This window comes from Xanthomonas sp. BRIP62418, from assembly GCF_003993495.1.
GTDB lineage: Bacteria > Pseudomonadota > Gammaproteobacteria > Xanthomonadales > Xanthomonadaceae > Xanthomonas > Xanthomonas euroxanthea.
Map to the genome: position 1 here is coordinate 39,589 of NZ_QEZG01000037.1, position 22,409 is coordinate 61,997.

Annotated in this window: 21 protein-coding genes; 14 read left to right on the forward strand and 7 right to left on the reverse strand. The window is 57.0% G+C overall.

Annotation, left to right across the window (positions count from 1 at the left end; translation table 11 throughout):
• Positions 1-222 precede the first annotated feature (222 nt).
• From EO174_RS11295 to EO174_RS11335, 9 genes are all read left to right on the forward strand, one after another.
• Positions 223-1,533: a hypothetical protein gene (locus EO174_RS11295; RefSeq protein WP_039423719.1), complete on the forward strand. Its 1,311-nt coding sequence runs from the start codon at positions 223-225 to the stop codon at positions 1,531-1,533.
• A 226-nt stretch (positions 1,534-1,759) separates the two neighbouring features.
• Entirely contained in the window at positions 1,760-2,029 is a 270-nt protein-coding gene (locus tag EO174_RS11300; protein ID WP_039423730.1) for a hypothetical protein, read from the forward strand.
• Positions 2,030-2,079: 50 nt separating this feature from the next.
• Positions 2,080-2,490, forward strand: coding sequence for a hypothetical protein (locus tag EO174_RS11305; protein ID WP_005995753.1), 411 nt, complete (start codon positions 2,080-2,082; stop codon positions 2,488-2,490).
• The gene (locus EO174_RS11310) at positions 2,487-3,185 is read left to right on the forward strand and encodes a hypothetical protein (RefSeq protein WP_005995755.1); all 699 of its coding nucleotides are present in this window, start codon (positions 2,487-2,489) and stop codon (positions 3,183-3,185) included. Before EO174_RS11305 ends, EO174_RS11310 begins: the two co-directional genes overlap by 4 nt.
• 19 nt (positions 3,186-3,204) lie before the next feature.
• Positions 3,205-3,672: a DUF6283 family protein gene (locus tag EO174_RS23200; protein ID WP_039423716.1), complete on the forward strand. Its 468-nt coding sequence runs from the start codon at positions 3,205-3,207 to the stop codon at positions 3,670-3,672.
• Positions 3,672-4,598, forward strand: a complete 927-nt coding sequence (locus EO174_RS11320; protein ID WP_005995758.1) for a hypothetical protein — start codon at positions 3,672-3,674, stop codon at positions 4,596-4,598. Before EO174_RS23200 ends, EO174_RS11320 begins: the two co-directional genes overlap by 1 nt.
• Before the next feature lie 337 nt (positions 4,599-4,935).
• The gene (locus EO174_RS11325; RefSeq protein ID WP_005995762.1) at positions 4,936-6,099 is read left to right on the forward strand and encodes a tyrosine-type recombinase/integrase; all 1,164 of its coding nucleotides are present in this window, start codon (positions 4,936-4,938) and stop codon (positions 6,097-6,099) included.
• Between the two features lie 67 nt (positions 6,100-6,166).
• Positions 6,167-6,568 carry a hypothetical protein gene (locus tag EO174_RS11330; RefSeq protein WP_005995764.1) on the forward strand — a complete coding sequence of 134 codons (402 nt, stop codon included), beginning with the start codon at positions 6,167-6,169 and terminating at the stop codon, positions 6,566-6,568.
• A 44-nt stretch (positions 6,569-6,612) separates the two neighbouring features.
• Positions 6,613-7,656, forward strand: a complete 1,044-nt coding sequence (locus EO174_RS11335; RefSeq protein WP_126936941.1) for a hypothetical protein — start codon at positions 6,613-6,615, stop codon at positions 7,654-7,656.
• A gap of 203 nt (positions 7,657-7,859) precedes the next feature.
• Here the strand turns inward: EO174_RS11335 and EO174_RS23205 are convergent, their stop codons facing one another.
• Complete coding sequence (locus tag EO174_RS23205; protein ID WP_228998201.1) at positions 7,860-8,381, reverse strand: hypothetical protein; 522 nt, start codon at positions 8,379-8,381, stop codon at positions 7,860-7,862.
• A gap of 354 nt (positions 8,382-8,735) precedes the next feature.
• Between EO174_RS23205 and EO174_RS11345 the strand changes: the two genes are divergently transcribed.
• Positions 8,736-9,149 carry a hypothetical protein gene (locus EO174_RS11345; RefSeq protein WP_074053041.1) on the forward strand — a complete coding sequence of 138 codons (414 nt, stop codon included), beginning with the start codon at positions 8,736-8,738 and terminating at the stop codon, positions 9,147-9,149.
• On the opposite strand, the gene EO174_RS11350 is transcribed toward EO174_RS11345, so the two are convergent.
• Positions 9,111-10,646 carry an MASE1 domain-containing protein gene (locus tag EO174_RS11350; protein ID WP_005995770.1) on the reverse strand — a complete coding sequence of 512 codons (1,536 nt, stop codon included), beginning with the start codon at positions 10,644-10,646 and terminating at the stop codon, positions 9,111-9,113. The genes EO174_RS11345 and EO174_RS11350 overlap by 39 nt on opposite strands.
• A 358-nt stretch (positions 10,647-11,004) precedes the next feature.
• On the opposite strand from EO174_RS11350, the gene EO174_RS11355 reads away from it, so the two are divergent.
• On the forward strand, positions 11,005-11,745 hold the full coding sequence (locus EO174_RS11355; protein ID WP_126941430.1) for a DUF6602 domain-containing protein: 741 nt from the start codon (positions 11,005-11,007) through the stop codon (positions 11,743-11,745).
• 131 nt (positions 11,746-11,876) lie between these two features.
• Here EO174_RS11355 and EO174_RS22930 read toward each other — a convergent pair whose 3' ends face one another.
• A complete protein-coding gene (locus EO174_RS22930; RefSeq protein ID WP_126949253.1) occupies positions 11,877-12,179 on the reverse strand; it encodes a hypothetical protein in 303 nt (100 codons plus the stop codon).
• A gap of 35 nt (positions 12,180-12,214) precedes the next feature.
• Between EO174_RS22930 and EO174_RS11360 the strand changes: the two genes are divergently transcribed.
• The 3 genes from EO174_RS11360 (at position 12,215) to EO174_RS23355 (ending at position 14,319) form a co-directional block, all read left to right on the forward strand.
• Positions 12,215-13,174: a hypothetical protein gene (locus EO174_RS11360; protein WP_005995774.1), complete on the forward strand. Its 960-nt coding sequence runs from the start codon at positions 12,215-12,217 to the stop codon at positions 13,172-13,174.
• Positions 13,161-13,862 carry an RES domain-containing protein gene (locus tag EO174_RS11365; RefSeq protein WP_005995776.1) on the forward strand — a complete coding sequence of 234 codons (702 nt, stop codon included), beginning with the start codon at positions 13,161-13,163 and terminating at the stop codon, positions 13,860-13,862. Before EO174_RS11360 ends, EO174_RS11365 begins: the two co-directional genes overlap by 14 nt.
• A gap of 253 nt (positions 13,863-14,115) precedes the next feature.
• Positions 14,116-14,319 (forward strand): DUF6283 family protein, encoded by a 204-nt coding sequence (locus EO174_RS23355; RefSeq protein WP_005995778.1) that lies wholly within the window; start codon positions 14,116-14,118, stop codon positions 14,317-14,319.
• 349 nt (positions 14,320-14,668) lie between these two features.
• Here the strand turns inward: EO174_RS23355 and EO174_RS23215 are convergent, their stop codons facing one another.
• The 4 genes from EO174_RS23215 to traN all read right to left on the reverse strand — a co-directional run bounded on the left by EO174_RS23215 (position 14,669) and on the right by traN (position 22,399).
• Positions 14,669-15,238: a hypothetical protein gene (locus EO174_RS23215; protein WP_074053042.1), complete on the reverse strand. Its 570-nt coding sequence runs from the start codon at positions 15,236-15,238 to the stop codon at positions 14,669-14,671.
• Between the two features lie 410 nt (positions 15,239-15,648).
• Entirely contained in the window at positions 15,649-16,008 is a 360-nt protein-coding gene (locus tag EO174_RS11380) for a hypothetical protein (RefSeq protein ID WP_005990029.1), read from the reverse strand.
• Entirely contained in the window at positions 16,009-16,746 is a 738-nt protein-coding gene (locus EO174_RS11385; RefSeq protein WP_005990030.1) for a hypothetical protein, read from the reverse strand.
• A gap of 4 nt (positions 16,747-16,750) precedes the next feature.
• A complete protein-coding gene (gene traN, locus EO174_RS11390) occupies positions 16,751-22,399 on the reverse strand; it encodes a conjugal transfer protein TraN (RefSeq protein ID WP_164736898.1) in 5,649 nt (1,882 codons plus the stop codon).
• Positions 22,400-22,409 lie beyond the last annotated feature (10 nt).

Genomic DNA, 22,409 nt, shown 5'->3' on the forward strand with positions numbered 1-22,409 from the left:
GGTGGGTCCATTCTACGGGCTTTTTCGGCCCTTGTGCAATGAGATTACACATCGTATTACGTATCACATCATAAAATGAGCAATGTCGTACAATTACACTTGTCGGACGCCATTCAGGTATGCGAGCATGACGCATCGCCCGGCTGTGGCTGTGCGTCGGTGATTTAGAAGGTCGGTATGCTGGGCCCGCAGTCCGCGGGTCGCCGCGCTAGGAGCAAGTCGATGGGCACGAACGCCGCGATCGAGAAGACACAACCGCCGCCGTTGCGGCAGGCGACGGTGCTGGTGCCCGCCGCCAAGATGCCTGAATTCACCAAGCGCCTTGAAGCACTCAATACGAAAGCGGCCAAGTTCGGGCTCGATGCCCTCACGGTCGAACTGGCGCACGTCACGCCCTATCTGCAGCAGCGCCAAGTGCGCGCCGCAGGCGAAGAAGTGACGCTGGTCCCGTGGACCACCAGCGCGCCGCTGCCGGCCGACGCCGTGGGCCTGATCGACATGCACAGCCTGCTCCTGCGCTTCCCACTGGTCAAGCTGGGAGACTGGCACGTTGTCGCCCAGCTCGATGCCACGCCTGCGGCCGGCGCGCTGGTGTTCGCGGTGACGGATGGGGCGGCCGATCGCGCCGAGGCGGCACGCCGGCGTGACCACCCCATGCACTGTGAGCATTGCCACACGGCCCGGGCACGCAAGCAGATCTACCTGCTCCGCAACAGCAGCACCGGCACCTATCAGCAAGTGGGCAGCACATGCCTGCAGGACTTCACTGGGATCGATCCGGCCCGGGCGCTCTTCCTGGCCAAGCTGGCCGACTTCGAGCGCTACGCCGATGCGCTGGGCGACCAGGCCGCCGCGGGGGTGGCCGGGGCGGTCGCCACCTTGGACTATCTGGCGCGCGTCTTGTTCCTGTGCGAGTCCAGCAGCTTCATCCCCGTTGGCAAAGCACGGGAACTACGCATTGACGCCACCTACCTGCAAGCGACCGAGCTCTCGGAAGCGCATCGACGCAATCCGGCCGCTGGCCGCGCCTTTGCCGCCGCGCGGGAACGCCTGCGGGCCGAAGCTGCCGCGATGGTCGCCTGGTTTGCCGGCCGCGAGCCTAAGGACGACTTTGAAGCCAACGTCAAAGCGGTGCTGGCCAGCGACACCATCAAGGTGGACGCACGGCACCTGGCGATCGCCGCCGCGGCCGTGCCGACCTACCAGCGGCACCAGAGCGCTGCGCAGCAGCTGCTGCGGGCCGCCCGCTCGGCCCACGTGGCCGCCGAGGGCGACAAGTTGGAGCGTCCCTTGCGCGTCTACCAGGTCGAGACGTTCGACACACACTACGGGCCGCAGGAACGCCTGAGTCTAATTGACGACGAGGGCAACTGCTTCACCTGGCGGACCGCTGCCGCGCCGGCGGAGCTCGTGAGCCGCGCCAATCGCGAGCGCCGCTTTGATGCCGGCTTCAAGATCAAAAAGCACATCACTTCCCAGGGCACCGCAATCACCGAGATCTCCCACGTCCGCGTCAAGCGCTGGCTACCCTAGCAACATCTGTGCGCCAATCGCGCGGCACGCGCAGGTTGCGTGCGCCCGCGACGATGGTGGATGGCCACCGCTACGATAGACCGTGTGGCTCAACGCGCCGGAGCATGGGTTGACAAACTCCAGGCAAGTATCAAGACGACGGAGCAATGCAGTGAAAATGAGCGGCGCAGAGTACAAGGCCTGGCAGTCATCCGAGTGGGGTAGCGCCTGGTGGGAGGAGTACGAGATGTTGATCAACGGCGTCGTCGTGGATGACATCGCCCTTGATGAGGTTAAGGATGCCGACAAGATCGTCATCAATGGAGGCGTGGTCTTTGCTGATGAGAACGACCGCGCTGGCTGTTCGGCGACGTCGCACTTCAACCGATGGAAGAAAGCCCAAACCACGCAATTCGTCAGCGTCCAGGTCAGCAACGATGACGTGCAGGCACTACAAGAATTGCTCACGCAATTCGGTCAAGGCCGCACGAATTTCAAGGTCACGCTCGGCAGCTAACCGAAGTGACCTCTGTCCAGGTACCAATCTACTTTGCGAGAACTACACAAATGCCTACAGCCGGTCTTGAAAGGGGCACCGAGCACCCTCAACGAGCGAGAGCCACCGAAAGCAGTCCGAATTCCATCACCCCACCGCTCAAACCGGTAACGGCCATCTACATCGACACCGGGCTCGTCTACAGGCTTGTAGAAGCAGTGGTGAGCACGCCTTTTGGCATCCATCGTGGCGCTGATGGGCAGAGCTACTGTTTGTCGCATATAGCCACCGGTTACCGGATCGGCAGCGGCTTCGCATCGCTCGATCAAGTCCTCGCTCTGTGCGAAGACTTGCGCCGGATGAAGATCACCTGGGACTTCACGGACAAGGCGGTGATCGCAGGGTGGTCATACTATGCGCGCAACAAAATCCTAAGCCTCATCACCAAACACGGCGGAACGACCGGGAGCACGACGCGATGACCCATAATGAGGCCATTACGGCGCCAGAGACATCACCGCAGCTGGTGAGCATCCCGCCCCAGGTAATTCAGGCTGCTGCGATCGCATCCGCCGGCGGCGCAGTAGAGTGGAACCTACTGAGTGCCAGAGCTCAACAAGAAGCACATGCCGACTGCGAGGTGATCATCCGCGCCGCCTTCAGCGCACTGCGGCAAGCAGGTGTGGCATCGGATGGAAGCGATGCGTCTACGATCACGACCATCCGCAGACTCCGCGCTGCATTGGAGTTGATTGCTACGCAAGGGCCGCACTTCGGTCACGATGGCACGCAAGAAACCTGGGTGCATTGGGAAGATATCGCCCGTAAAGCACTGACCGATCAGGCTGCCGGTTACACACACCTGTCCACGCAGCCCGACCAAATACCAACCATCCCTCAACAACAAGAACCCTCATACTGGACCAAGACCTTGCTAGCGAGCGCGCAGAAGCTGCGTGACCGCACAGGCGTTCAGCGGGATGGCGATGCGGAAGATCTAGAGCGGCTAGCGGCCGCGATCCGCGCGCCGAATGGCTACATCGTGAAGGTTGGGGGTGCGGCCTATCGCTACGACCTGTGCGCTTCTACCGCCGCCTACGCCCGCGAGGCTGCTCTGGCGAAGGGGCTGGAAGCGGAGAATTTCACCGTCGAGCCATTCCTGGTGATCCACCCATGAGCAAGCTGATCGCGCCGCTATGACCGTCCCCTCCAGCAGGATCCAACGCGTACGCCGGGCCGGCAGCGAGCATCAGGTGGTAACGGTCCAAAGCCCAAAACAGGCCAGTGCACGCTACTGCAAGCGCCCATGCCCTGATTGCCCGTGGCGCGTCGACGCGGTGGGCAAGTGGCCAGCAGAAGCATTTCGTGCATCTGCTGAGACGGCGTATGACATGGCCACGCACACGTTCGCGTGCCACTCTACCGGCGCCACCAACCCGCGGCTATGCGCAGGGTTCCTTCTGCGAGGCGCAGACCATAATTTGAGCGTCCGCCTTGAGCGAATGCACGGTCGTGTGGGCCGCGATGTCGAAGACGGCGGGCAGATCCTTCACGCATCCTACGTCGCCATGGCCGTCGCCAATGGGGTACCAAGCAATGATCCAGCACTACAGGCATGCCGCGAAAGCTACTTCGAGGCACAGCAAGTTGATTCGGGTGAATAATGACCACTGCTCCTGAGGGCTCTGATTTTCCTGTGAACCAACCGGTGCTCGGAAAGCTCACCGAACGCGCCCTAACCCGCTTCCAAAAGGCTATCGACCGACGCATCAAGCGTTATCTCGACTTCGACAAGTTCCGCGATCATGCCGCAGCGCGACTCCACACGCTTGCCTCCGAGAACGAAGAAATAGCGTACTTCCTCTCCTATGGATTCTACGTGCTCGAAGGCGGGAAGACAGCTGGCTGGGATGATAGTGTTGTTAAAGTCCAATTCGGCAGCCGCCCCTATCTCACTGCGTATGGTGAGCCTCAGTTGGTCTATGGCGAAATGTCAAAGAGCCTGCGTGTATTCACTGAGCAGGGCGCATCACTATTGTATCAACGTGGCGACGATGGCCATGTCATGTGTCTCCTCTACCCTGCCTCATCGGAGCGAGAGCCAAAAACGGTTTCTATGGTGGTGCTCAAGGTCGTTAACGATCCTTCCAATCTTCTCAACGATCGACTGCTCCGTAGCCACCTGAAAACCCTTGCTGCCTACATGGCTGTGACCAGCTTAGATGGCTCTCCGACCATGCTGCAGAGGTGCCGGTACTGGTGGCTACACCTGACAAAGCAGCGCACGATCGGCGGCGTCGTACGACCACGTCAGATACAGGTGATTGCTGGCAAACTGCTGCTCTGGGTAGCAACCGTCGCCTTCAGCGGTATCGCTCTTTTTTTGATTCAGCGCAGGTGGCCTGAAAAGGATGCCGTCACCCCAGCCCTCCTGCAGGCCAGCCAGGCAGCGCAGCGCAAGAGTGAAGCGCAGCTCCGAGTGCTGGAACAGATCCGAGACACAATGGCGGCATCTGCTCCAACCCGTGCGACGCCATCGGCGCCAGTGAAAGTATCCTCCCCAGGCGCGCCAGCCGAGGATGGAAAATAAATGCTTCGCATACCCTACCCCGTTCCTGAGGAAAAGCGCGACGACGCGCTACAGGCATTGGCCGCTGGCCAACCGGTGAGCATTGGCCAGGCATCCCTGCATCCAGACCCTGCGGAGGAAGTGATCTGGGGAGTGGATCCCTACGGCATGGACTGCCTCCTCTCCGCCGGTGGAAGCGGAAGATCGAGTTGCGAACTTGCAATCACCTGGGCGGAGAGTGTGCACGCGGGTACGCACCGTGCCGAACTAACTTATGACTTCTAAGCAAGACACATCAGGGCGACCAGCAGCAGCAGTTGAGGGGCGGCGTAAGCGCACATATGCAAAGTCCCCCTTCATGACGCCAGGTGAAGGGGTCCCAGTTGCACCAGCTGTCCAGACGGCCCTCGAAGCATTGCCGGCGCCGCACCATGGAAAGCTGGAGCTTGTCGACCTGCCTGTACAGGTTCCCGGCGTTCGGTTCGAGCTCACCATCAAGCAGCTCGCGCAGGCTCAGGCCATCTTTCGAGACCTGTTCACACACGAAATCCAGCCGTACGCGGACAACAGCCGCAAGTCTATCCGCACCGATTGGCGGCACTGGATCGCCTTCTGTGCTGAACGTGATCGCGTGTGCATGCCAGTTCAACTCGATGACCTCATTGAGTTTTTGAACAGTCTGATTGCAGCAGGCTACAAGCGCTCAACGCTGGAGCATTTGCTCTTCACCCTCAAGCTTGCCAGTCGCTTGTGGAGCTGCACCTGCGCGACCGATACACTTCAATTCCGGTGGTATTGGCGACAACAATGCCGCGAGCAGCTCACTGCGCGGAAGCACCAGGCACCGGCTCTGAATATTGAGACCGTCGACGATGTCGTCGAAGCTCCGAACAGTGCGTCAGGACTTGCCGGGCTGCTCGAGCTTCGCGACATGGTCTATGTGGCGGTGTCCTACGATCTACTAGGACGCGCCTCAGAGATGGTGCGGTTGCGGTGGAGCGATGTTCACTTCGGCGCTGACGTGGAGGGCGGAGCGACATGCACCATCTTACGTTCAAAAACGGACCAGCAAGGCGCCGGCGTCACGCTTTACCTAACGCCGCGTTCGGCCCAACTATTGCTCACGTGGCAAACGCAACGTTTGATCGCTGAGAAATATCTCTGGCCAGCTGCGCGTCGTGAGTACTTAAACAACCCCTACATCTTTCATCGGCTACCTCGACATAGGCTTTTCGAGCCGGCTCCGGCTGCAGACGCCAAGCGGTTGCGCTGGGATACGCATTTATGTGTGCGTGAAGCTGATCGAATCATCAAGCGAGCTACCGGTGAACAGTTATCTGCTCATTCTGCGCGCGTCGGCGCTGCGCAGGACATGACGCGCGCCGGTATGGACCTAGCAGCCATCATGCAGGCTGGTCGGTGGAAGACGCCAACGATGCCTGCTCGCTATGCAGAGAACGAGCTGGCTACACGGGCCGGTAAAAACCGGCAGAAGGCACTGGCAAAGCTACGGAGCAGCTGACCACCACATCCTGCACGTGCGGCTGTCAAGATATGCACATCGCTGCAACACATTTTAAGGAGCAAAGATGCTGACCAACGAAGGCACACATCAGCTAGCCGAGAAGTCGGGGCTCTTCGACGCCCGTACCGCGCTCAACACGCTCACCCGGCTTGAGCACAATGGACTCCCGGTCCTTGCGAGCTACGACCTCACGACTACAACGTTGCGAGTGACCTGGAACGTACCTGCACAGTGCCTGATACAGGTTCCCGAGCCCATGGTAGATGAGACCTTGGCCGCGCTTCGATATCTGAGCGGCATAGCACTCCGTCGGACATTTGCGAAAGGGATCTCGAGATCGACCGTCCTTGTTGCCAGCTGGCAATTGACGGATGCGGACGAGGACGAGGACGACGACTCTGAGCAAGAAATCAGCCACACCCAAGCAACGTTGCACCTGGCACTTCCTTTCAGTTCCCAGTTTTGAGCACACGGGGACTCATCGGCGCCACGCGAAAAAGGAACATGCGGATGGGCGGAAATGCATTGAAGGCGGTGGCAACTCACCTATTACCGGCCGCGAGCTACCTTCAGCTGGCCGCGCAGGTCATGGACACGCTGCAAAGCGAAAGCGGCCTCCGCGTTGAGCTCGTGCGCAACTTTGGCACCAAGGCCGATTTCGGTGATATGTGTGTGATAGCCGATCGCAGCACGCTGCCGGCAGACGTTCCAGCGCTGATGAGTTACTTATTCAACCCACACGAGGTGGTGAGCAACGGAAATGTCATCAGCTTCGATGTAGCCGCGTTCCAGGTCGATCTAGTCTGTGTGCCCGCCAGCGAATACGACACCGCCCGCGACTACTTTGCGTTCAACGATCTGGGCAATCTAATGGGCCGTACGGCTCAAAGAATGGGATTCACGTATGGCCAAAACGGGCTGCGCTACAAGGTCCTGGACGGCGACTACCTGGTGGACGATCTTACAATCACAAACGAGATGCCAGCAGCTTTCGCGTTTCTCGGCTATGACTATGGCCGCTTCGATCAAGGCTTCCACACCCTGGAAGAGGTATTTGCCTTCGCTGCCAGCTCTACCCACTTCAATCCGGCCGCCTATCCACTGGAGTCACGTGGGCACCGCGACCGCGTTCGTGACCAGAAGCTGCAGAACTATCGCCTATTTCTTGAATGGCTGCAGACGGCTGGTGTAGCCGCAGGAGCATCAGCAGACCTCCAGCGCGCACACCACTTACAGCGAGCACTGAAACAATTTCCTGCTTTCGCGGAGGCACTTTCGCAATCCCAGGAAGCACTTGCTGGAGCACGCCGCCGCAAGCAGCTGTTCAATAGCCGGATTGTGTCGGAGCTCACAGGCCTCGAAGGCCGTGAGCTCGGGCATCTCATGCGTGAGGTTCATGACGCGTATCCGGGTGGCCGTGCTGCATTTGTTACTTGGCTTGATCAGCTGGAAGATCACAAGCTGGCGCCGCTGCATGCATATATAAGAGAGGTGGCTGCAGATCTCATAACGAGCGCCAAAAACGCAGTAGATGAGTCAACGATTGCTAAATAGCACCCCACCCCGGAAATTCGATCGCAGAAACACAGACGGCCGCATAACGCGGCCGTCTGGCAAAAATAACAAGCATTGCATTCTTCTGCACGGCCTTCATAGCCGCCTTATGGACAGGCTTGGCTTAAAACGCTAGCCAAGACCTGAAGATCGCGCAAGTATTGTGGCTTAAAAGCGCGACCCGTCACTTCGATCAAAAAGCACTATAAAGTGCCACATCCGAAAGGGCAACAATCAAGCGTAATGCCGTGGATACAGCAGCGGTTTGCGAGATTAATAGCATCATCTTCGTTGCGCACTTCAAGTGTTTCGTATCCCTTATCAGCAGCAATCGCAATGGCACGTAAACGTTGATGCTCAGGCAACATTGAAACACGACGGTCAATAGCGGAACTGAATAGTTTTACAAGATAAGACCAAGATAGTCCGCAGCCTCGGTGAGCAATGTTCCATTCCTGCTGGCAAATTTGAAACCAAGCGTCTTCATCAAGCGGACCAAGTAACTCGGCTTTGCAATCGTAAGCATGCTTATGAATGCCAGCAATGACGGCATCGAAACCTGCATCGATACGAGAGAAATTAACGGTAAACATTTGGTTAGCTCCAAGCAGAGTGAGCAAACCAACTGCGCCCCAACAGGCGAAGTCGAGTTCGCCCGATGGGATGAAAAGTAGTTTTAAAGTATGTAGCGTTGAGGTGGCACCGGCCACAGCGGAGATGCGCAAGCGCGTTCTCCACGCAGATTAGACCTCCGACAGCAGGGGCGTCAAGGGTCCACAGAGAACAGGTCTTGAAGAAGGGTCGAAGCAAGATTTCGACGCCCAGGCACCCTGGGCAGAACCTCCCAGGGGATATCGGAGGAGTGCAACGGATACAAACGATTAATTCTAGTTCCTGTGTGGTCTCAAGTCGGCTGTATGTAATAGAAGCAGCTTGCGCCGGCCACATGTGATACATGTCTCATAACGACTTCGTCCAACGAAAAACAAATTTTCGCGGAGTGGTGCTCAAGATCGCGTACCGTCGCAGCTGCCTGAACCGCAGGCGAGCGCCCTCATACGAGGGGAAGGGTTAGAGAAATGCGTTACTTCAAACCTGCAGCGAAAGTTGTTATCAGTATCATCGCACTGACTCTTATGCAGAACACGTCAGCATGCTGCCCAGATGTCGGTCACAGTCCCAACACAGCAGCAACTGGGCTTGGAACAAGCCGTCCCGCGGCTGCCGATCTTTCAGCAGTGGGCAGCGTGAAGGTATATGCCTTCGAGCGTGATGGAATCCGCTACTTGCAAGTCAACGGCCCGACAGGAATCGTACGAACCGCAATCGGTTGGATCGATAGCGTTGTTTGGGTGATGCCGATTGGGGTGGATGCTGACCGCACCAAAATATTAGCACCGGGCACCATGCCTACAGGTCTTATCGTATACCAGGGGGAAAGAATGACGGTTTTTCTATTGCCCGATAACAACTGGGTCGTCGTACCGAAATAGTAATTTAGAGCCTAGAGGTTCGGTTAAATAGAAGCTGATCTTCGTATGGTGGTGTTTTAAAGCACCACCATACGTCTTGATTCGTCTGGACAGAACGGACGCATTCTCGTAAGTCACTCGGTCAACTGGAGTGCACTGAGCATGTTCAACAACTACTACTACAGCTACGCCTTGAATGCCACGCGTCTTGCCAACACGTGCTTTGATAATAAATCGCCCACCATGCAGTAGCGAGCTGACAGCTGCCAGTGTGCATCTATAGACAGCGAGCTGGAGCCCAACTGAAAGCACCCTGGGGTCGCCACGGAGCATGGAGCTACTTACCTCGGTGTGACTCACACGTGCGAAGCTTGCAGAACAGAAAACATGATAGAGACCGTGTGTCTCAATTTCCAAAGGATACAATGAGTTGATGTACTCGTGAAGCATTCTTGATTGAATTGAGCCAGTTCGAATCATGCGCATAGCGGCTTCATTCTGGCCGCGTGACTTTAGGTGCGATTCTATGTCCCGGCGCAACATGTTCACATGGACTTGGACATCCACAAACCCAATCACGTGCTCACGCAACTCCTTTTCTGCCCACATGTAACTCAATCTTGCATTCTGTTGAGCCTGTTGTTCACCCCTCAAACGGATTCGTGTCTCTGTCAAGACACTAGAAATGCGGGTGCCAAGTAGAAATATGCCTGTGGCGATTGTTGCGAGCATTGTCTGAACAACAAATCCAGTTGCGTCATATGCTCCGAAAACACCGGTGTTCCTCAACGAAAATCCCAAAGCAGCATTGGAAATGACCAATCCGATTGATGCTCCCCTCCAGCCATGCAGCCAAGTCAGAAGAATGGCAGGTACGATCAAAAGAGACATCATCCCAAATCTAACTAGCTGACTCTCAGGCAACGTCGCTAGCGCGAATAGAAAGGCCGTCGCGAAAAGAGCCAAAGCGCTGTGTGTAGTAAGGCGGCCAGGTGTCTCCGCATCTTCCCTTCGTAACCAAAGCAGTACTGGGAGGACAATCATCAGCATGCCCAGGTAGTCGCCTACGACGAAACGGACAAGTTTAATCCCTCCTATTGCCGTTGAAGGACCATCGAGCAGTATATTGACGGACTGCGTGCATAGCGCCCCCCATAGTGCCGCTACTAAGAGTAGCGGGATAAGTAAAGCCTCATTGCTGTGTACTTCACGTAACTTGTGGCGAATTGCGATGGGCACCAGCGAAATGGCCGGGCCCAGGATGCACGAACTGCCATATGCCCATGCAGGATTGACACCCATCCCGGCAATTGCTGGAACCCTAAGCATAAGCAGTGCACAAACGTCGCCAAGCAACACCCACGGGACCAAGCGATACGGAACAAAAAGAAGAGACGCAATCCGCAGTCCAGCTGGCAAATACCATTGGTCGAGAGAACAGTGCCAAGTTAGCTGAAACGCTAGACAGTAAGCAGTGGCCGTCAAAAGGCCTCGCGTTGCGTACCTCATCCCTTCCATGGGTTACCCGAAGTTCTGATGACGTCAGAGCATACCTTAGTGAGCACAGGAATTGTCCGTGTTGAGATAGTCACACGAGCGCAACGAATGCTAGTCTCGTAGTGTGGGACGCAGTGCTCAATCCTGAAGCAGACGTTCATGGCCATTTCTGATGTGCTGGTAAGGCTTTCCCTGACAGACCTGCCCCAAAAGTTGTGAGATATTCACACTGTCTCGGAAGCTCGGTACCTGCGCTTGCGCCGCTTCAGTTACAAAGGACCTCAGCCTTAAGCAAGCTGTAAGCTACGCCGAGACGCTTTCCACAGTCACTGCGCTTATATCTCGATTGCCCTTCAATAGCTTTAATGCGGAGAAAGCCGTGTTTGAGGAAATCTTCAATGCGAGAGTGCGAGAACTTTGGCACCTCTATGGCGCTACGGGCCCACTCAATCATCCAGGTGAAAAAGGAGCATTCCGCGAAGCGTTTTTGAGACAGCTGCTAGAATCGGTGCTCCCTTTGCAATACGGAATTGGAAGCGGCGTTATTGTTGACGGATTCGGAAAGCAAAGTCCACAAGTAGATCTGCTGATCTATGACCGTCGGAATTTTCCACCATTTTATGAATCTGGTGGCCATGGCATCTATCCGTTTGACTCCGTACTAAGGGTCATCGAAGTAAAAAGTTTACTAGATAAACAGGGTCTGGAGCAGTTCGCAAAACTCGCTAGGTCGATACATCCGACCAATCCGGAAGGACTCAAGATGAAGGGGTACGGTAATCTAGAGAATGGCAGATCGTATTACGCATTCCCAGCTCTTTTCGCTTATGCAACTCGTATTTCTCATTTCAAAACGGATTGGGAGAATATTTCAGATCTGCAGGGCATGGCAAACACAGTCTGTGTCGCCCATAGTGGCGTAATCACAAGGTCGTATGAAGGGGATGCTTACGTGACCTCTCTATTCACCGACGAGCGTCACTTTGAGAATAATATTCGAAACTTCTTAATAAGTCTTTTGGATGGTATAGAAGGGACGGCAAATTCGCGTCAAGCCCTCAAAGTTAGCGACTGGTTATCAAACAAAACGACGGACCTTGCTTCTTTGCACATCAAATAAATAGAAGAAATTCTTCTGTGTCCACCGAGGCAGAACTTTACGACGTGGTGGCCTGCGCTCAATCACTTGCGAGGCTTGCCCATGCTTCGCAGACCGATTAGGCAGGCCTGCCGCGCCTAGCAGCTGCAGCACTAGGGCAGCACCGGCAATCCGCGCGATTGCAGAGGTAAAGAAGGAGGGCCGGCAGGAAATCGTTCCGACACAAGCCATGCCTTTGGCAAATCCTTGAATTCAAACGTGATGTCACCTTTCACTGCACTTGCTCGCATCCAGGCCGCCTTGATCCTGCGCGATGGCCACGGCCGCACACCACACGACAGCGCGTGATTGGGGCGTTCCGTACTCGACACTAGAGAACCGACAGGTATTGTATTGATAGGCAGGATTTCGAGGATTTGACGAACCGTCGTCGCTTTCGTAGGGTCGATCTGCATGGGTGCGGCTGCGCCCACCTACTGGATTGATCGCCATGACAACGCTGAAGTACTTAGGGCTTCCGGATCTGACCGGACACGCGCCCGACAGCCTAACGCCGCGTCTGGGACACCTCGACGCCGATTCGCTGGGGGTCTATGAGCTGGTGCTGCCGGCGCTGCGCCAGGGCCTGCACGCTTGGATTCGCGGCACGGCTCCTTCCGATCCAACGTGGACCGAGCTGCAACGACTGACCGACGCGGTGCGAAGTTTCTCGCGCGAAATCCTGATCCACGGCCACTTGCGCCAGCACGTGCTGGCTGGACCTCGCCGCGAGCCGCTGGTGTTTCGGCTCGATGCGGCGCGACGTCGGCCGTATCGGTTTGTCATTCACTCAAGCCTGCACGAGAGCATGGCCGAATGGCTGCGCACGTCCCACGACGACGACGTGCTGGTGACGCTGTTTCCTCCGGAAACAGTGAGACAAGAAGTGCAAGCAGAACGCGACCTAGAGCACGCGCTGCAGCGGCTGGTTGGCAATAGCCATGACGTGTCCTCTGTTTTTTCAACACGACACGTCCCTGCCGAAACTGCAGCCAGCGCTGCTGCTCGCTCTGAAGCCATCGCCGATTGGCTCACCTCCCAAGAGGCCGGAGTGCAGCTACCTGGTCGTTCTGGTTCACCCGCCCAGCGCGCAAGCAGGTTGAGGCGTAGGGGAGCACTGTTTGGCGTGTGGGTCCCCGAAAGGCGTGCCTATCGCTTCGCGCCCTGGCAGTTCCTGCAATCTGGCCAACCCAGCCCAGTTCTGCCCGAGATCCTCACGCTCGTGCGCAGCCGCTCCGGCGTGGCCGCCGGCGAGCGCACCTCTGGTTGGGAAGAGCTGGAGTGGTTTCTAGCACCGCATGCGCTGGCCGATGGCCGCACCCCGGCCGAACTTCTGGCCACCGATCCATGGGCCATTTTGAAGGTCGCACACGCCGATTTCGACGAAGGGGCCGACGATGCCCGGTGGTAGTAAGTGGTGTGATGTGACCCCGGCGCTGCAGGTGGTTCCACGGATCCCGTTGTGGCACGTGTTTAAGCGTCGCTTTGGTGCCCTTGCGCCCAATGCGAAGTCAGAGGCCCGCATGGCCCTAGTAGGAACGCACAAGATGTTCTATGCCGCCGACTCGGCGGCGGGGGCGCTGTGGGAAACGGTCCTTCGCAGCGTGGCGGTAGGCACGAATCTGCAGGCTCACGTGTTGCCGATGCATCTGCAAGGCTACGACATCGTGCAGATTCAAGCGAAGCGGTCGGATCTGCCGTTGCTCGCTCTGGGCCAGCCCGGACTCCGGGCCCTGTACCCCAAACCCGACAGTGCAGCCGCTCAAGCCGTGGCCACCCTGCTCCACCAGCCCGACCATTCAGTGACTCACCCCGAGGCAGCGCAGCTCCACGCCGAACTGCAGGCCGTGGGCATCTCCGATATGCCGGTGCTGAGCTGGCCCTCACGGATGCACCACCCCAGCACGGCTTATCTGGCCTACGAAAAGCCGATGGATAGCAGCTGGTGGCAGGTGGTCGGGTCCGCCATCTCGCTGGATGATCCCGCCACAGGCTATCCTCTGGTGGCCGCTGCGTTGGCGAGCTCCGGGTTTACGTGGGCCGCGCCTCTGGCAACCACCGCGACGCCGACGCCGCCAGTGCCAGGAACGGGGCCGTGAGCAGGACCTTGTCTGCGGCGACTACACGAACCCTGCAGGTCCGCCCTGCAGGCGACCACCACAAGGTCGTCACCGTTACTAGCGATCACAGCGATCGCGCCCCGCACTGCACCCGCCCCTGCAGCGATTGCCCGTGGCGACTCGATGCGGTCGGCGAGTTCCCGCCTGAGGCGTTCGTGCACTCGGCGGGCACCGCGTACGACCTGGCTCCGTCAACCTTCGCCTGCCATTAGGCCGGTGCCAGCCGCCCCGCATGTGCGCCCGCTTCCTGCTGCGTGGCGCCGAGCATAACCTCACGGTGCGCCTGGCCAAGATTCGCAACGAGCCCACCCTGTTTCCCACGTCGGGCGGCCACCCGCTGCATGCCTCCTATGCGGCCATGGCGATCGCCAACGGCGTGGCCCCAGTTCACCCGGCGCTAGTGTCACGGGTCACGATTGATGCGACTAGATCATGAAATATGCGGCTGACATTGACGAAAGGCTTCCCCGCGCAACCGCGCTCTACAGTGCAGACCTGCAGAGGCATCGCCCCCCCTCAATGCCGGCTACGCTTGACAGCTCAACGATCATGCAGCTGCAGGAGGCACGGGTGCCGGCGCTAGAATTATGCCAGGGAGACATCCGTCGCGTCTGCCGGCGGCGCCGAGCGGCTGGTATGCGACTCGTCGACCACCCGCCGCAGCAACTGGGTAAGCACATTGGCCAAGGCGCAGCACTCTTGCGGCAGAGGTACTACTACGTGCGGGCCAGGCGGCGCCGGCATCGAGGCGATGGATGCGGTGTCCAAGTAGTCGTAAAAGCTGCTCACTCGTACTGAGGGACCCAGCGAGGGCGCACCTCACCTACACGTCGATCGATCGGCCCACGTTCATTGTGCCATGCGAAGGCGTGCACGCTGCTGATGCAATCGACGATGAGCGGTGCATCATCTGGCCGGATCCGAAGCGCGAGCAAGCGAGGTTCCGCCTGAATGTCGAGGTACAGCGGAGTAACGCGCAGATGCACGTCTACGTCGCGATAGCCTGGCGAGTTGCCATAGGTAACAAACTCGGCAAGCAGACGCACCGGCTCGTCGCCTGGGGCCTCGAGCAGTGCGTCGAGTTGCAGCTGCTGCGCTTCCAGCGCGTGCGCGTCCGCGGCTTTGGCAGCTTCGTCAGCGAGCTGACGCGCCGCTTCGGGGACCTGCGCCAGCCAGTCGGCGCCGAGGCGGTCGACCGCCTCGGCGAGGGTGTATCCCATAGCTACAAGCCAATCCGGCCGATTCAGCGCAAGTGCGGCGGCGATCTGCTCACCAGTGGACAACACACCAAGCTCACCGGCGGCGGCGGCCCGGGACTTGGCCAGGATGTGCTGGAGGATCGGGCTAGGGTTCATCTCTCAGGTCCATTGTCTAGCGGAGGTGGTGCGCAGCTCATCTTCATCATCCATGATTTCAACTCGCCGGGACTAGAGCATCGTGTTCAGGGGCTACGCCACTGGCGATCGCGATCACAGCATTAGGAATGGTGCAGGGTGTGCCCACCGCAGGACGACCAGGAGGTCATGTCAACACGCATTTTTGCCAGTCGCACGATGAGGTTGTCATCCGCGCCGCGGACCAGGAAGCCGGCGCACATGCGAGGCATTAGGTGCCAGCCTGGTGGCTCGAGAAGGTGGTTTCGGCCACGTCGCACTATATGCAAGCCTGTGCACAGCAGGAAATCTTCCATCCCGTCCATTCGCTCTCGGAAAATCCCCGTGTAATCGCCGGACTACTGTCGGCCATGCCTTACGATATTGCCGAGCTACCGGTGCAGATTCCTTCGCATCTCTAATCCGATCGAAAGCAGCATTGATGGGATCAGGGCGTATGGAAGCAGCCAGCCGACGCGCCAGCCGGCAACCAGGCCAACGCCCAGCAGGAAAGCGGCTATTGCTTGCGTCAATAGACAAGTGACGCACAATGCCGCAATCGCTCCAGGGAAGCCACGAGGAAGTCCTGGCAGCACAAGGGATTTGACAAGTTGCTTCTTGCCCAAGGTGTAGTGCAGCACCAATAAAAGCACCCCCAGCACTCCGCACAACCACAGAGGCGACTTAGCAAAGAGTGCGCCGACTAATGCGGGGAGTAGCGGGTACGCCAGTAAGGGCAAATAGCGCAGCATTTAGGTCACCACCGACAGCGCCGGTTTCACCTCACGTGCCGCGTCTGCGAGCTGTGCGCCCAGTAGCGTCTGCGGTAAGTAACGTAGCGTATGTTCTGTACCATCGATGCAAGTTGAGCTGAACCAGTATTGGCCGTTCTTGGCCCAGGCCAATCCGCGCTCAGTCAAACTAAACCGATCAGATCCAACCGACCAGATCAGCCGCTCACTCGACAGCTCGTGAACAGTCCGCACCGACCCTGTGGACTGGTGTTGACTCTCAAGCCAGAACAATGACAACGCCTCGACCATCACTTCCTCATCGAGGAGCTGCAAGCAAAGCTCGCTGATTCGTTTTACCAGTGCAGGAGCACCATCATCCACATCGCGCAACGGAGCGGTCTCCATCTCTCGGGCGATCGTCTCCCGGTAGAACTGATGAGTGTATTTCACGCATGTTTCCATGAACGCAAGGCGGCGAACTAGAACATTCACCCCGCTCGCCTCACCAGGTGTCATGGGAGCAAAGACCGTAACCATGGGAACAAGAAGATAGCCGACACCACGGGTTGTGTAGGCATTGAAACCGCCAGTGGAAAAGGTCATCAGAGAACGCACAAATTCGGTCGGCGTCATCGTGTGCTCGTCATAAGCAAACGTCCTACGCACACGCAGACCAACATCAGGAACGATCTGTCGCAGGGCCTCGGTAATGATTCCAACAGCGCTGGTCGCAATAACTCTATTGTTATGTTGCATTTTATTAATCCGATGCCTTATTGATTTCGACAGTAGCGCTGTTCAAAGGATTGATGACCGCACCACCAGTTGCATTTGAGATTTCGAGCGTGATCGTCGCAGCAGCTGAACGATTGCGATTGCTCGTCTGAATCCCGACCGACTTGGTGCCCACTTCACCGGCCGCCCAGGTCAAGGTCGTGTTCACAGGAGTGAAGTCCGTGCCTGAAACTGCCGTGCCTCCGGAAATGGTCCGCAAAGTGACGCTCACGGTTCCCTTACCGCCGTTACGATTGACCTTGACATTCGCGATATGCCCCTGGTCTACAAAGTACAAACCCGGATTAAAGGTGATTGCACCCGAGCTTTCAGGATCCGCAACATCGGTGTTCGCAATATTCGATCGCTTATTGATTGCTCCGTCGATCGCGTCATAACCCTCCACGATATTTGGACTCACCGCATCCATTCGTTCGTCCGTGCGCTGCTGAAGGCCTTTCCGGGTTGGGTCATTGAGCGAATTGCCTGCGCCAAACATCTCCACGTCGAATTCTTCACCCGACAGACCCGACAACTCGGCCATGTCCGGGGTGAATCCGCCGGCAGCCATGCGTGCCTCTACTTCATCCGTGCTGAAATTCTCCATGTTGGCGTTGATCAGCTGCGTGAGAGGAATGCCGCCGCACTGCGGTCGCTTGGCCGTGCCCATGCCAAAGCGCCCGTCCTTAGCCATATGGTCCCGGATCGACTTACTCACTGTGGAATTAAAACAGCACGACACATGCATCTTCACGATGCAGATGCCCAACAGTGATTCAGTCTGGCAGTAGGAGCCGAGATAAGTGCATTGGCCTAGGTTCTTCTTGATCGCCAAATCCTTCTCGTGGTCCTTGCAGTACCAACCCAGCTTCGGACGGATATTGCTTGCTGAGAAGTTGGAAAACTTCTTTGCAAAGTCTTCAAGCGTCGCGTTCGGATCGCCTGCTCCAGGAGTGCCTCCACCATTGATGTTCTCTGCAAGTGAAGTGAAAGACTGATTCAATGTCATGGAGTCTGAGCTAGCATCGTAGTTATCCCATACGCCTGTTCCGTCGCCATTTTGTTCGTCGGAAAACTCGCCTAGATCGGCCATCCCGTTCTCTCGAGCAAAGTTTCCATACCGTTCCCACCATTGCTTTTGGCTGTCAGGCGGATCCTTGGTGCAGCAATCGAGCAAACCGCCCAGCATCTTCTTGCACGAATCCCGCGTGCCCGTGAATAGCTTGACCTTAGAGAGCATTTCCATGGCCATAGCATCATCCGGGTTACCTGGTGGATCAGGGTCTGGGACCGGAAACGGAAGGGGGACGCCAAATGCATCATCTTTGTTCTCCTGAGCCACTGCGCTCGGGATGATGCCGCTCAGTGCTGCCTCAAACACCTTCGCGATCATGGAGTCAACGTGCGCCCCCTTCTCGATGGGAATAGCCTTGGCCATGCCACCAACACCGCCCGGCGCGCCATCCACCTTGTAGTCCATGAGGATAGTCTGGCTAGTGACCAGCTCGGCCCCGGCCTTGGAGACACTCACCGTGCCCTTGTCGTCATTACTGCAGCTGCCGTCTGCGCATGGAACGGGTTGGGCACCTTCGCAAGTGGTCTCTTCCTTGATCTCAACGTCATCACCAACCACGGTCACCTTGCAAGCGTAGACCTTTGTGCCGGTGTAGCAGTGACCGGTGGACGACATGCCGCCTTCAGAGCACTCCTCCCGCACCTCCGTGCACGATTCGTCATCGGCCAGACGCTTGCACTCGTTTGGAACCTCTCCGGTCGGGGGCTGGATCACACATTCACGCTTGCCGTCTTCGTCTATGAAGCACTGCTCACCCTCCCAAATACCGCTGCAGTTCATCGTCTTCTCAGCACGCTTGCACGAGCCGTCATCGCCCGGATAGAGCGGGCCAGGGCTCTGACTGCGGTACGGGGGAGGGACATACGGGGGGCGAGCACCTAGCTTGAACGCAAAGTTGATCTTGCCGCGGGAAAACGTTTGGAGACCTTTGCCTGCCACGTACTGGTACTGAAAACCTTTTGTCGTCGCATTCAGGCTGACCCTCCAGGCGTTCGCCTTTGACGGTTCAACCACTATCGCCACGTCTACTGTGCCTGAAAGAGATGAGACTCTGAAGTCATGGATTGCTCCGACATCGCCCATATATTCACGCAGACTAATAGTTATACTTACGGTACCGTTCATTAAATCCGAACCAACTAGATCAATCTCTCTCGATACTATTTCTGAAATTTTCGGCGGATCCGGCGGATAGCTCTCCAGACAAGTCCACTGCGTTTTGCAGAATTCATCACCGTCTTGTCCGCAATTCCCTTGATCGACAGTATCGACATTCCAATTCGGAATACCGATCTGATCCCAGACAAGACGAACCGTCGGCGGCTTCGAATCAACGGTCCAGTCAGTACGGGTTGTTTCAAAAATTGCTCTCCACCCATTGTCCAAGCTAGGTGCTTGGATCTGGCGCACGCCCACTCCCTGACCAGGATCAACAATCTGCCAGCCATAATTGGCGATTGATTTCACGTTTGCGGGAATCTGATCTGCAAGTGAAATATGGGTCTGGTTTGAGCCAGTGCCCTCACACTCCCTTCGGTATTCAGCATCAAGGCAGGTGAAGTTTTCACCCGGGTACAACTCACCCCGCTGTTGCAAGTCGGCGGGGTAGACATAGACCCCGTTGGCAGTGCCAGGCGCGGTCTTCGTGCAGTACCACTGCACTGGACAGCTGCTGGCAGCCAATGCCGACATGCTCGCAAGCATCATTGGACTGGCGTTTGCTGTTGGAACAAACCCGGTTAGGACCGCTAGAGCTGTGCGCTCAAACACGCTAGCGCTCTCCACTTCTGCCTCATCGCTCTTCGCAAGCATCATCTGGACAGAATCTGGCTTTCTATTTTCCTGCGTTACGGCAGAAGCAATTGAGCCGTAGGGATTAGTGCAATCGCCAGTGGTGATGATGCTTGTCCGTACCTTCAGTTCCGATAAGAAGTTCCAATTCAGCGTCAGACTTGGCTTCACCGGGTTTGTTGAGACGGGGTAGTTTCGGGTACCGCGAAACTTGGCTAGCCAACCATTTGATAACGACGGAGCTTCTACTAGCTCGATCGTTACACCGCTTTGTGGATTGTTGACCTTCCAAGCGAATTGAGAGATCTCTGTAGAGTCGGATGACAGAAGGTGTCCGATGTATATGGAGGTAATTAGCGCGGAGCTACCATCACATACACGCGTGAGATGACCGGTTGTGCAAGAGGCGATCGCTCCAGGGAACAATGGCGCATGTTTCTGCGCCATCGCAGCGGATACTGCAATTCCGTTGACTGTTGTTGGCGCGTTCGCTGCACACGTCCACCGGGTCGGGCATGCAGTAGACCCTGGGTCGCTGCAGTTACCCGTGTCGGTCACCTTGGTCGCGATGATAGTGACAGTCGCGCCCCACGTCATCTTGATTTGTGGACTGACCGGCTGATAGCTGTAATTGCTACGATCGACTCGATAATGCGCGTTCCAACCGTTATCCCGGGATGGCGTCTGTGTCAATACAACATTGACACCGGACTGGGGATTTAGAGTCTGCACTTGGAAGTCGCTGATAGATACCGTGCCCTCGGGAAGTTTATCGGCGATGCTGATGACTGAGCTCATGCTAGCGGTACCAGAGCACACTTTGTCCAGACTCGCACGCGCGCAGTTGTTTTGAGCACCAGGAAACAAGGGTGCCCGGCTAGCAGCATCGGCAGCGCTAATCGTCACGCCGTTCACTGTTGTTGGTGCGCCGGCGGAACAGCTCCACCTCGTCGGACAGTTCGGGCTTCCTGCTGCGCTGCAATTGCCAGAATCGCGTGTTCCGATGAAGGTTGTCCACACATTTGAAATCCAATAGAGACGGATTTGCGGTGCTGCAGGTGAATAGGAGAAGTTAGTACGCACAACGTTAAACCGGGCTAGCCATCCATTACCCGCACTAGGAACCTGCGTGGTCTGCACGGTGATCCCATCTTGTGGGTTGAGAACTTCAACCCGAAAGTTCGATATCGAGGTTGTACCCGAAGCAAGACGGCTCGATATGTTAACTTCGTTTGAGCTTGTAGCAGCGCCGCCACAGGTCCGGGTCAGCGTTGAGCTGACGCAAGTATTCGGTGAACCTGGATAGAGTGCGCCAAGCTGGGCCACTTCCGCATCCGAGACCCAGATACCATCAACACCTGTTGGTGCAGCCTGTGTGCAACCCCACTGTGTCGGGCACTGAGCCGTACCACCGTCCCAGCAGTTACCACTCTCAGCGATACCCCAAACATTGGAGACTGCCTGAACTTGATAAGTGATCTCGTAGGTCGAAGTGCAGTTGCCACTCCGACACAGATGGTTGCCAGGAGTATCACCCGTTAGCGCCCAACTCGCACCGTCCCACCAAATGCTTACCGAGTTCGTCCAGCTTCCGTCGCCGGGACCAAAGCTGCCAGGTCCAAACGTACCGGAGATCTTTCTAGCAGAAACAAAAACCGGCTGTGCTTGGTTCGGCTCCGGCGGTCCAGCCATCCAGATAGCAGCACTAGCAGTTGAGCCGCTCCTAGAAAACGTCTGCTGCGCCGTGTAGGTCTTGGTGATCGTTTGGTTCTGACGATACAACGTTCGCCTGCGGGTACAAGACAATCCGCCAACTTCATTGTTGACGTTGAGCGCAGCATCCATCGAGTTCGACGTATGCGCCTCACGCAGCTCGCTGAAGACCTCCCGGGAGCATAGGTTCGCCGGAATTTGCTGGTCGATCGGCAACGCTACGGACTTTTCTCCCGTCACCTGCGTGGTGACTGACTCAGGAATAATTTCGCGACGGCAAGACAATCCGCCGACTTCAGCGGTCAGATCGATAGTCGAGGTAATGGTGCCAGACAATGTGTCCCGGTAGTTTTCCGCGCGGGTTTCGCGCTTACATACTGTTCCATTGCCCTCAGCGGACACAAACAACTGGGACACCTTTTGCTTGCGATCACTTGTTGGCGTTTCCGTATACTCAGCCTGGCGCTCGCAGACATCCTTGTTACCGTTCTCGGCCGGTATGTTGACAGTGTCGCAATAACGCTCTTCGGTATACGTGTGCGTTTTGCTACCCGGCGTTACAACAGTGGTCGTTTTGCACTCTGTGAGCATGTCTCCAAGGGTTTCGCGCGCTCCACCATCACTCAACTTCTGAAGACTTTGCTCCCAAAGCGTATTGTCATTGCGTAATTCATCCTGTACGCGGTGCATGTCCCTCGGCACAACGGTAGAGGTGCGGGTAGCTTCGGCCCAGGATGAAGGGTCCTTATCGATCTGCGGACTAAGGTCGTTATACGCGGACTGCAGGCCCTGCAAGTTCTTGGAGCCATCGATTTGCTTCAAGCGGTCGACGTACCCCTTGTTGGCGCCCGAAGGTAGAACTTCATCCGCTTGATACGAGCGCCCATTGATCTGGACGATACCTGTGCCATTTTTGCCAGCACCATCTGTGAAGCCAGCCTGGGCCGTGCTGCCCTCTACGGTTCCGGTTGCATCTTTGACCGATGACTGACCTGTCGCCGTTGCTGAAAAGGCGAATAGGATCAGCGAGAGAAGAATTTGATTTTTAATATCCAATGTTCGTTTC